This window comes from Massilia sp. TWR1-2-2 (assembly GCF_049897565.1).
Lineage (GTDB): Bacteria > Pseudomonadota > Gammaproteobacteria > Burkholderiales > Burkholderiaceae_D > JAFCUW01.
Genome location: NZ_JAFCWM010000014.1, coordinates 1 through 10,936, shown reverse-complemented (window position 1 = coordinate 10,936; position 10,936 = coordinate 1). Strand labels below are relative to the sequence as shown.

Below are 10,936 nucleotides of genomic sequence, written 5' to 3'. Positions count from 1 at the left end.
AACAACTTGGAAAATACAATCATTTATCATGAAGTCGATTTTTTGTTGCCCGCGCAGCGGTTTAATATAAATTTTACCTACATTACGCAAAAGGGTTTTCCCTTTGTAAGGGAGTATGTTTTACGGTTGGTTCATCTATCCCCCATGACCAAATCCCAAATTTCCATGTTTTTTGGTTTTAGCCGTAATGAAACGGAAGAGGCAATTGATGATTTGGTTGATCGCGGTGATTTGACATTGTCGCCGGAGGGCCGTCTGGTGCTCACAGATAAAGCTGCGGCCTATTTTTTGGATATAGGTGAAGTTCCTAGGTTATCTCAGCTCCGTGATAGCGGAACATGCTTGACTTTTGATTTGGCAACGTTCACTTGTCTCGGGAAAGATATCTCGGCCGATAAGTGGCGAAACGGGATTCCGGTCTTAGTAAACGACAATAATGCGTCGCAAAGCGAGGCGCTTGTGGAGAAGAACTTTCAGAGACAATTTCAAGAAATACTGAATAAGGGACTGCTTTCGAAGTCGCTTGAACAGGAAGAAAAGGATGTGCCAAGTATTTACACTGTAAATTCCGTCAACAAGATAAGGCAGGTTCCACTTCGCCTAGGCGTAAAGTTTGCGATGGATGAAGGCGGCAGGAGCGTCGAGCGCGATGATTTTGCGGTGCTCAAGAGCTCTGATTACGTTCAAGAGCGCATAGCCGTAGAGCTCGACCGCCTCTCAAGGCCAAACAACTTCATGGAAATCGCAAAAGCCATGCTTGAGTTAGGTGATTCAGAAACAATCAAGCTTTTTGATTCGAAGACCAGTTCTCTGAACTTGCAATTCTTAGCTGATTTGACCACTTTGGAGAGGAACGACCAGAATAAGCGAGCATCATTTGTCGGTCCGATATATGCGTCCGCTAACTGGGCTATGATTCAACGGCACCTTGCACCTTTCCTAAAGTCCAGGATAGAAAGTAGGGCGGACGTGGGGCATGAGCCTTTTGTTTGGGTGGCGCCGAGCGATCCTTACTGGTCGAAGAGTAGTCGTCTGCCAGTGTCGATTAGCGATTTTCTCAAAAAAGCTAGCACCAACGCCAAGAAGCTTTACTCCCCGACGCTGTATCTTCCGGTATCAAATAAAGATGATAACAGATCAGCCAGGCAGTGGAAGCTAGAGCTCGATCCGTACGTGGACGATGCCCATGGTTTGGTCGAAGGTTTTTTGGGTGGAAATGTTGAAATATTAACCTTGAAATCTGAGCTTGCTGTCGTGGTCTACCATTTGTCCCTCCCAGGCATCTATCCTGTAACGTTACCCGTGGGTTTTATTTCTACCGAGAGTGAGTTCGTCGCTTCATTGGAAAGGATCGTACACGAATTTATCTCGTCTACCACTTCGCATGAGAGGCCAAACGATTGCGGACCAATTACGCGAATTAGTGGGGCAGCGCGCGCATCGACAAAAATTCTGGCATAACTTAATGTTCTTCGTTGCGATGTATTTTGGAAATATGAAAAATCTTTTTGGAGGAGTTTAGAAGTGCCAGTAGCCTCTACCGCAGAATTCGAATCAATTCTAATGAACCTGAGTGTTCTCCGCTATATCTTCAAATCGAAGAGTAAACGCGGACAATATGACCTTAATAAGGCGGCCGAGTCTTTTTTCCGGGATTTTTTGAATATTGCGTTTGATTATAGTCTGATAAACCTCAACGATATTACTGAGAATCATGCCGCAATCGACTTGGGTGATTCGCTTGCTAAACTCTGTTTCCAGGTGACGGCGGAAAATGGTTCTGGAAAAATTAAGTCTTCGCTGAAAAAGTTTGAGGAGAAGGGGCTTGGTGCCAAATACTCCAGGCTCGTGATGCTTCTTTTAACGGAAAAGAAAAACTACTCCACGAAGTTTTTGCCTGTGCGATTAGTTTTTGACCCTCAGACTGACATTTGGGATATCGATGATCTTCTAGCGAAGATCGAAAAGCTATCTCTGGAAAAAAAGGCGGCTCTTGCTAAGCTTTTGACGGATGAGATGAGACCCTTGTTTGCGCTCTTTGCAGGTCCTGAAAGTATTTTTAGAGTTCAGCCTGTGGCTAACATGCCAGCTTTAACAGCCAGAAAATTGCTTGATCACCTTAATTATGACATGGCCTCCGGTGATGCCATTCGAATTTTCAAAAAGGTCGACGAGCTCTACTCAAAGCTTTCAAATCTGTCGCATCAAGCGCGCTCTTGCTTGTATGTCTTGTTGGACAGAGGCGAATTCAAGCAAGGATATTTTCAGTTATCCCCCCAAGAATTTGAGAATCTCTTGAAGGCTATTCCTGAGCATGAACGAAGGGGCAACTTTCAAAGTCTTCAGGAGGCCGGATTGGCCGACTTCGACGACGGAATGTTGACAGCAAGCTGGAAAGTTGAACCGTACGCTGATTTTTTCGAAATCGCCCGTCATCTGGTCGGAAAGGATTCGGACCTCGGAGGAGTATTCAAACGGTTGGTAGTTGAAGCTGATTTCAGCGTGCTGGATTGAGGGACGGAACTAACGGTTTTCAATCCGACCGACTGCCGCTGCGATTGAAATTCTGTGGCAGCGCCGCAGGATACAAACTAGGTATTCAACGGCCGTGATTGGCTGTGAGCCGTTCTAGCGACAGCGTCGCAGAGAATTTCTTCCCTAGGACCTTGGGAGACGATTAGTGAAAGTTTGCCGTCTGTTCCGTGCACGGCGCCAAGCGCAAAAGCGTCTAGTGTATGGCTAATCGTTTAATGACAATATCCGTACGTCTAATTATTCGAATAGTTGCTGGGACCGTCTGCCCTTCCTCACCTTGCCTTAGCAGCTAGCTAGGGCGACGTGCTCGAAGGGTGAATATGCACTGGGTGCATATTTAAGGATCTCGATCCGTACTAGGCGTTGATGTGTTTCACTCACTCACACGTCGCTTGAGACTACGTTTACCCCAGATAAAGGTTCGATTCCTGTTGGGCAGGCCAAACAAATCAATAACTTATACGACTTTCCCTCGCTTAATTGGAGAAGGAATCGTATTTTTGTCCAAAATATGTCCAAACTGGTTTTTCAACACATCAGACAATTGAGGATGGCGATGGCGTCTTTTCGCAAACGTGGTGAACTGCAGTGGCAAGCGCGCATTGCCCGCAAGGGCTTCCCGGCACAGGTAAAAACGTTCAACTCGAAAGGGGAGGCCGAAGCGTGGGCGGCGACGGTCGAGTCCGCGATGGCGCGTGGAATTTTTATCAACAGCGCGGAATCCGAGCGGACGACGCTCCGAGAGGCGCTCGAGCGCTACGGTCGTGAAATTACTGTTCAGAAAAAAAGTGCGGCGCAGGAGAACAGCCGTATCAAAATCATCCTCTCTCATCCTTTGGCGTTGCGCTCGTTGTCCTCGTTGCGGAGCAGCGACGTCGCGAGCTACCGCGATCTGCGTCTTAAGACTGTCGGCGCTCAGACCGTGGTCCATGACCTAAATTTGATTTCAAATCTGTTTAACATTGCGAGGAAGGAATGGGGAATGGAAAATTTAAGCAACCCGGTTGGGCTGGTCAAGAAGCCGAAGTTGCCAAACGGCAGGAATAGGCGGCTCGTCGGCGACGAGGAAACCAGGTTGCTGCGTGCGGCGGGCGCCAGCAAATCAACAGCGTTGAAGCCCCTCATTCTAGTTGCCTTGGAAACGGCAATGCGGTTGGGTGAAATCCTTTCGCTGACCTGGGAAAATATCAATCTTGAAAAAGGGGTAGCGAGCCTCAGTTACACAAAGAATGGTGATACAAGACAAGTTCCGCTTTCATCAGCTGCAATCGAAATTCTTTCAGGCATGCCACGTAACACCGAGTCAGATCGCGTTTTCTGGGCCTGGACCGCCATAGACAGCGTAAAGGGCCTATGGCGACGAGTGTGCGATAAGGCCGGGTTAGACGATTTTCATTTTCATGATTTGCGTCATGAGGCTACCTCCAGGCTGTTTGAGCGAGGATTCAACCCGATGGAGGTCGCATCGATAACTGGGCACAAGACGTTGCAAATGCTGAAGAGATACACACATTTGCGGGTAGAGGATCTAGCCCGGCGCATGAAATAGCAGAAAGCGATTGGATGTCGGTTCCGCCGAATTCAACCCTGACGGAATGGCTTGTTCGGCCACGACCTGCGAGCCCGGTGTTCATAAGTGCGTGGATCGATTTAGCGCTGATCGCTGACTACGCGAAACTTGGCGCCCGCAGCTTGCGCCATCAATTGGTAGGATCAGAATCCTCGTCTGCGTCTGTGAGCACGACAGGACGCCATTGATGTACGTCTACCAGTCTCTGGCGCTTTCGCAGTTACGATGGTGAGACCGTTCGATGCCTTAACCTCGTTTGCCGGCGCTACGTTCGCTAAGGCTGCCCAGACCAAACCGACGCGATCAGCGCGATGGTCGCAGCACTACGCGACGCAGGTGGGCCGAGTTGGGGCGAGGCGATCAATCTTGTCTTTCCCGGCTATTTTGAACCTGCGTCACCGATTATAGGTGCCATGCTTGCACGCCCAAGCTGCCTGGATCCGGCCGCTTTGTTTGTGCCGCGAACAGGCGTCGAAATGTATTTCGCCCGATTCGACGCTGCCTGCCACGTCAAGCGAAGGCCGAATAGCGGTCAACGTTGGAGAACGGGGACGAAAGCTGCGGCAGCCCGAATGGCATAGTGGATGCCTTTGTTCATATGCCTATTGGCCCGACTAAGGTAGAAATCTTACGTCTCACGCGGCTGGATTCAGGAACGGATGCGTCTCCTCGCCCCAATAATAGAGGACCAGTCCCGATAATCCCATGGCGATGGCGACAAACCAGAACGCGTTTTCGATGCGCCCCCCGAGCGCGGCGGCGGCGCCCAAACCTAGCGCGCCGACTGCGTATCCGAGGTCGCGCCAAAACCGATAAATGCCGATTGCCGACGCTCGCCAGTTCGGGTGGGAAATGTCGGCGATGGCCGCGCTTAGGTTCGGATAGAGCAGCGCCATGCCGAGTCCCGCTATTGCCGCCGACATGCTCCACCAAGCCGAGCCTGTGCCAAGCGGGAGCAAGGCGACGCCGATGCCGCAAAGCCACATCCCGCCGACATTCAGGCGATGGCGGCCGATCTTGTCTGAGAAGCGTCCGGCGAACAATTGGGCACCGCCCCAAGTGAAGCCGTAAACGCCGACGATCCAACCGATGCCCGGCAGACTGACACCCTGCCGGTGCAAGTAAACCGGCCAGAAAACCCAGACCAGCGCATCGACAAATTTTTCCACCAGGCCTGCCTGGCATAGCGCGGCCATGCGGCGGTCGCGCCAACTCATCAGCGCAAATATCTCCCGCGTCGTTGGATGCGTGCTGACGCCGTGTGGATAGCGCGGTCGTAGCGCGCCGGCTGCGCCGGCGGCGTGGCGCTTCAGTTCGGCATGCGCCCACGGCAAGGTTTCCACTACCGCCATCAGGGCGAGCAGGGTTGCCAGCCCGATGACTGCGGCGCCGAACCACAGCAAGCCCGCGCGCGGCCCCAGCACTGATGCGGCGTATCCGGTGGCTACTCCCGCAGAGGCGACGCCCACATAGCCGGCGAATTCGTTCAGACCGATCACAACGCCGCGTTGGTCGGCGCGCGTGAGGTCAAGTTTTGCTGTCTGGGTCATCGACCAGGTCAGACCCTGGTTCACACCAAGCAAGACGGTGGCGGCGACGATCCAGCTCCAGGCGGGAGCGAAGTAGATCAGCAAGGGAATGGGCAGCGCCGTCAACCAGCCGATCAACAACACTGGCCTGCGGCCAATCCGCTCTGCGAGACGGCCAGCGACGAAGTTCATCGTGCCCTTGACCAAACCGAAAGCTACCACGAAGGCGACCAGCAGCATGAACGAGTCGCGCGGGACTCCGAACTCGCTTTCGGCAAGCGCCGGCACCACGGTGCGCATCATTCCGAGTGCCATGCCGACGAACAGCACCTGCAGCAATTGCTGGAGGATTTGCCGCCAATTGGCGCGGATCCCATATTTCATGGCGGTGGCCATCACGCGCGCGCCGTTTGCTCGGAACGGCCCTGGAGGTTGGCCTCGAAGATGCGCGCCATTTCCAGCGGCTGCGGCGGAAGGTCGGCAATCACGGCCGAGAAAAATTCATCGCGTGGCATCGACAGCATCGGACTAAGGCGTCGCTCGAAGCCGATGGTCGATGACGGCTTGCCCGACAGGCCCGCGCCGCAGGCGCTTCCGGCCTGGTGACCGGGATAGATCTCGAGTTCCGCTGGGAGGGTCAACAGCTTCTGCTGAAGGCTGTCGTATAGCTGACCGCCCATTTCAATCTCGCGGCCCGCCAAGTCAGGGCGACCGACAGCGCCCAAAAACAAGGTGTCCCCGGTGAGGACGAACCACGGCTGGTCGCAACGCCGCAGGTCCCGTACCAGCAGGCAAATGCTGTCAACCGTGTGACCTGGCGTGTGCAGCACGTCGACCACGACGTTGCCGGCCTCGATGCGCTGGCCGTTGGTCAATGGCATGAACTCAAACGACGTACGCGCCAGATCGCTTTCGTGCAAGCAGTAGGCCGCCCCGACTGCCCGGGCGAGCGCGAGCCCGCCGGAATAATGGTCTGCATGCACGTGCGTGTCGATCACATGGGTGATGACGACGCCGGCGCTGTGCGCCTCGGCGATGAACCAGTCTTCGTCGCCGCTCGCGACATCAACCGCAATGCCCTTGCCGTGGCCGGCGCAGCCGAAGAAATAGGACAGGGTGGCATCTTTAGCAGGTCGTTGTTTGAAACACATGTCTTTCTCCTCGTCGCAGTTAAGTTTCCACCGGCAGCCCGTGGGCGCGCCATTCGGCGACGCCATCGGTCAGGTGCACCGCGTGATACCCCTTCTTGCGCATCAGGGCGACGGCGTCCTTTGCCATAAGGCAAAACGGTCCCCTGCAGTACGCCACCACGGGCAGGTCGATTGGCAGTTCCGCCAGTCGTTTCTTCAGTTCGGCCAGCGGAAGCGAAAAGGCGTGTGGCAAATGGCCGCTGGCGAATTCCTCTGCTGGGCGCACGTCCAGCACCCTAAGCTCGCCCGCCGCAGCGCGCTTCAAGATGGTGAGGCGATCGAGACCGTCGAGGTCGCTGGGATGGTCGACGATCGACGCCAGTGCGAGCTGGAGTTCGACCAGTCTCTTTTCCGATTCGGTGCGAAGCGTCACCCACAGATCGGCGACGCTGGTATCGGCCAACCGGTAGACGACGTATTTGCCGTCCTTGCGGCAATCGACCAAGCGCGCTTGCCGTAACTCCTTCAGGTGGGCGCTGGTCAGCTTGACGCTGATCTCGGCGTCGGCGGCCAGCGTCTCGACGGCCTTTTCGCCTTGGCAAAGCAACTCGATCAGCTCCAGACGTTTCGGGCTCGACAATGCCTTGCCGATCCGAGCGACTTGTTCGTACAGGTGATTCTTAAATTCTCTCATTCTCTCATTCTATCATTCTAAAGATTGATGGAATGAACGTCAAGGCCGTCGGATCGTCGAGTTGGCGGCAAGCGTTAGATTGCACCGATAACCGAACTCGGCTATTCTCGGCGGGCCACTCACTCCTTAGCCGACCATTTCCGTTCCGCGATAAATTCATGCGCTGTTATCTTCTTCCTGTCCCTTGTTTGACAGTTCTCCTGATGCTCGGCCTGTCCGGATGCAGTACCTACCGGGTCGTCGCCAATACTCAGTCCGGCGCCGGTGCGGAAGCGAACCGGATGCTGTCGCGCTGGGTCGATTCGGGCGGCGACGTCTCGGCAGCGGCGTCATGGTCGCGCAAGGTGAGGGCTGGCGTGACCGTCGCCGAAATCGAAGAGGCGTTTGCGGGCGTGGCAGTCGAGGACAACGTGCGCCCGGTGGGCGAACTGTTTGTTTCTAACGAATTGGCGGCCCGTTCCGGAAAGAAGGAGCGCTTTCTGAAGGTGTATTCGTATTGCGATCCGGCCACGGCGCGCCTGATGGTCGACTTCAGTCCTCCGATGGCGGCGTTCCTGCCGTGCCGTATCACCGTCGTCGAGCAAGTCGACGGACTGTGGATCTACACGATGAACATGGACATGCTGATCAAGTTGGGACGCCCGATGCCGCGCCCGGTGAGCGATGCGGTCCTGCGTGTGCGCGGCACGCTGCTCAAGATGCTCGAGCGCGGCGCTGCGGGCGAATTCTGACCGCAAGATCGATGCCGCTATCGGCGAAGGCGAGCAGCCGGTCGGATCGATCGTTAAGGAGATCGGGGCCAACCAGGCTAATGTGTCGCGCCTGTTGAACATGCTGTATCAGGCCAAGATACTGCAACGCCGCAAAGAGGGTGCCCAGGTCTATTACCGCATCGAAGACCAGAATGCGATCCAGCTGTGCCGCGTCGTGTGCGGCCAAATGGTCGACAAGGTTATCCAGCAGACCGGGCGCCTGACGCAGGCGCCGGTCGAAGGTTTCGTCGTCAGGGAAGAATAATGCGAGGCGGCCAAGGATAGTGTCCGCGCGTAATATGCATGCGTAGTCATATGCTCACGTAGTAATTTGTCCTAACATTTCTGGAAGAGTGAGACGTCGTCAGATGGCAAATTTGATTCGAAAATACGGCCGCATACTGCGCGCCCCCGAAAATTTCCTGCAGCCGGAACTGATCGATGAGGTCCACCGCGGGCAGCTCGACGAAAACCGCCGCGGTTTCCTACGCAAGAGCTTTCTCGCTGCCAGCGCCTCGCTGGCGGCCGGCTCTGCCCCAATCCACCCAAGTTAGCATTTAATGTGCAGTTAGATGGTTTATTTTCAACGTAGACACAAAAACACTTAACATCAATTTAGAAGCGCGGCCTGCAGTGTGAATTTTTGATTCTACTGCTCGCCATGTCCGTTCTGACCACCCGAGTTCGACAGTTTGGACCGGATTTCTGCCCATTTCCTTCAGTGCACTCCATATGAATCAAGAACTTAGGAGCAAATTTCCTCGTATTTCGCAAAATTCTTGTAATGGCACGTTTCTTAAATTTAGTTAGTTATTGACATTCTAATGACGTGAATTTAGAGTAACGGCATGTTCATCAAAGTAACCACCTCCGGACCACGCCGCTACGTTCAGTTGGTTGAAGCGTATCGCGACGACAATGGCCGCCCCAAACAACGCACCGTCGCCACCTTGGGACGGCTCGACCAGCTCAATACTGAGCTCGAATCGGTCATCGCGGGCCTGCTGCGCGTGACGGGGAAAACGACACCGGCGGCGGCGCCCGTACCTTCGATGACGTTCGAATCGGCGCGTGACTACGGCGATGTTTGGGCCCTGACCCAGTTGTGGAATTCGCTCGGTTTCGATCGCCTGCGCCAGGTGTTTCGACGAACCCGGCACACGATCGATATCGAGGCGCTGATCCGCGTGATGGTGCTTAACCGGTTGTGCGATCCCGACTCGAAACTGGGCGTCTTGCGCTGAGTCGAAACGGTCACCCTCCCGGGAATCATGGCCGAGAAAATTGAGCATCACCAACTGCTGCGCGCGATGGACGCCATGGTCGAGCATCAGGACGAAGTCGACCAGATGCTCGCCGGATTGCTGCGTCCCATGGTCGATCAGGATCTTGCAGTCGTGTTCTACGACATGACGACAATCCGCGCCGACGGTCTGTCGCAGCAAGACGACGATGTCCGTAAATTCGGCATGTCGAAGGAGGGCCTGATTGCCCGCCAGGTCATGCTCGGCGTGGTGCAAACGGCGGATGGTTTGCCGCTCTATCACGAGGTATTTGACGGCAACACCGCCGAGGTGACGACCATCAAGCCCATCATTGAAAAGATCGTGCAGCGCTTTCCCGTAAAGCGCGTCATCGCCGTCGCCGACCGCGGCCTGCTTTCGACCGACAACCTGGCCGATCTGCAGGCCATCACCCTGCCGGGCAGCGGAAAACTCGAATTCATTCTTGCGGTCCCTGGCCGGCGCTACAACGACTTCGTCGATATCCTGACACCGTTCCACGACGCCACTTGCGTCGACTCCAAGGAGGAGGTGTTGGGCGAGGCGCAATGGGACAAGCTGCGCCTCGTCATCGCTCACGATCCGCAAGTGGCGCTGGCGGCCGGCGCCAAGCGCGACCTCATCATCGGGGAGCTGGAGCAAAAGGCGGCACAATGGGCGGGCAAACTCGACGGCCAGGAAGGCGGGGCGCGCAAGCGCGGACGCAAGCTCTCCGATGGCGGAGCACGCGCCCGTTTCTATCACGAAGTGTGTGAGGCGCACTTGGCGCGAATAGTCCGGGTCGATCTCAAAAGCGAGTTGTTCACTTACTCGATCGACGAGCGCGCGCTGACGCACGCGCGCCTGATGGACGGCAAACTGCTGCTGGTCACGAACACCGCCGACCTAGCGCCTGCCGACGTCGTTAAACGGTATAAATCATTAGCCGATATCGAACGCGGTTTTCGCGTCCTCAAATCCGAAATCGAGATCGGCCCGATCTATCACCGACTGCCTGAACGCATTCGCGCACACGCGGCGATTTGTTTTATGGCGTTGATTCTGTATCGCGTCATGCGCACCCGTTTGCACGCCAGCGACACCGCGCTTTCGCCCGAGCGAGCCCTGGAAAAACTGCGCCGCATTCAACACCACCGGGTCACGCTAAACGGGACAGAATCGGTCACAGGGATCTCAACAATTCACAAGGAACAGACCAGCATCCTCGCCGCGCTCACGATCAAAAAACCGACCATCGATACGCAATTGACCCTCTTGTAGTGGCATTTTTTAACAGCGCCCCTATATTAATCAATAACTTACGCGTTTAACTGTCGAACTCGGGTGACCACCTTGTTTCAAGACTTCGCCGCCCGACTATGCTCGACAGAATTTCTCCACGACGCCCGCCATTCCGATCATCCGACGGCGTTTTCACGCTGTCGCAAATTGCCGTTGCCGACG

9 protein-coding genes and 1 pseudogene are annotated in these 10,936 nt (G+C 55.2%); 7 read left to right on the top strand and 3 right to left on the bottom strand.

The genetic code is table 11. The annotated features are described in order from the left end of the window. The first annotated feature begins 6 nt into the window (after positions 1–6). From ACP7DD_RS14685 to ACP7DD_RS14675, 3 genes are all read left to right on the top strand, one after another. Positions 7–1,461, top strand: coding sequence for a hypothetical protein (locus ACP7DD_RS14685; RefSeq protein WP_426175570.1), 1,455 nt, complete (start codon positions 7–9; stop codon positions 1,459–1,461). Positions 1,462–1,524: 63 nt separating this feature from the next. Further along, positions 1,525–2,514, top strand: coding sequence for an SMEK domain-containing protein (locus tag ACP7DD_RS14680; RefSeq protein WP_426175569.1), 990 nt, complete (start codon positions 1,525–1,527; stop codon positions 2,512–2,514). A gap of 532 nt (positions 2,515–3,046) precedes the next feature. Further along, positions 3,047–4,084 carry a site-specific integrase gene (locus ACP7DD_RS14675; RefSeq protein ID WP_426175568.1) on the top strand — a complete coding sequence of 346 codons (1,038 nt, stop codon included), beginning with the start codon at positions 3,047–3,049 and terminating at the stop codon, positions 4,082–4,084. Positions 4,085–4,740: 656 nt separating this feature from the next. On the opposite strand, the gene ACP7DD_RS14670 is transcribed toward ACP7DD_RS14675, so the two are convergent. The 3 genes from ACP7DD_RS14670 to ACP7DD_RS14660 are packed head-to-tail and all read right to left on the bottom strand — an operon-like array spanning position 4,741 to position 7,458. Next, positions 4,741–6,030, bottom strand: coding sequence for an MFS transporter (locus ACP7DD_RS14670; RefSeq protein ID WP_426175703.1), 1,290 nt, complete (start codon positions 6,028–6,030; stop codon positions 4,741–4,743). Beyond that, positions 6,030–6,785, bottom strand: coding sequence for an MBL fold metallo-hydrolase (locus ACP7DD_RS14665; protein ID WP_426175567.1), 756 nt, complete (start codon positions 6,783–6,785; stop codon positions 6,030–6,032). Before ACP7DD_RS14665 ends, ACP7DD_RS14670 begins: the two co-directional genes overlap by 1 nt. Positions 6,786–6,804: 19 nt before the next feature. Further along, positions 6,805–7,458, bottom strand: a complete 654-nt coding sequence (locus ACP7DD_RS14660; protein ID WP_426175566.1) for an ArsR/SmtB family transcription factor — start codon at positions 7,456–7,458, stop codon at positions 6,805–6,807. A 188-nt stretch (positions 7,459–7,646) separates the two neighbouring features. Between ACP7DD_RS14660 and ACP7DD_RS14655 the strand changes: the two genes are divergently transcribed. From ACP7DD_RS14655 to ACP7DD_RS14640, 4 genes and pseudogenes are all read left to right on the top strand, one after another. Next, complete coding sequence (locus tag ACP7DD_RS14655; RefSeq protein ID WP_426175565.1) at positions 7,647–8,189, top strand: DUF302 domain-containing protein; 543 nt, start codon at positions 7,647–7,649, stop codon at positions 8,187–8,189. 82 nt (positions 8,190–8,271) lie between these two features. Further along, on the top strand, positions 8,272–8,475 hold the full coding sequence (locus ACP7DD_RS14650; RefSeq protein ID WP_426175564.1) for a hypothetical protein: 204 nt from the start codon (positions 8,272–8,274) through the stop codon (positions 8,473–8,475). A 103-nt stretch (positions 8,476–8,578) separates the two neighbouring features. After that, complete coding sequence (locus tag ACP7DD_RS14645) at positions 8,579–8,764, top strand: hypothetical protein (protein ID WP_426175563.1); 186 nt, start codon at positions 8,579–8,581, stop codon at positions 8,762–8,764. A gap of 294 nt (positions 8,765–9,058) precedes the next feature. After that, positions 9,059–10,753: pseudogene (locus tag ACP7DD_RS14640) on the top strand (IS1634 family transposase). Positions 10,754–10,936: the final 183 nt, after the last annotated feature.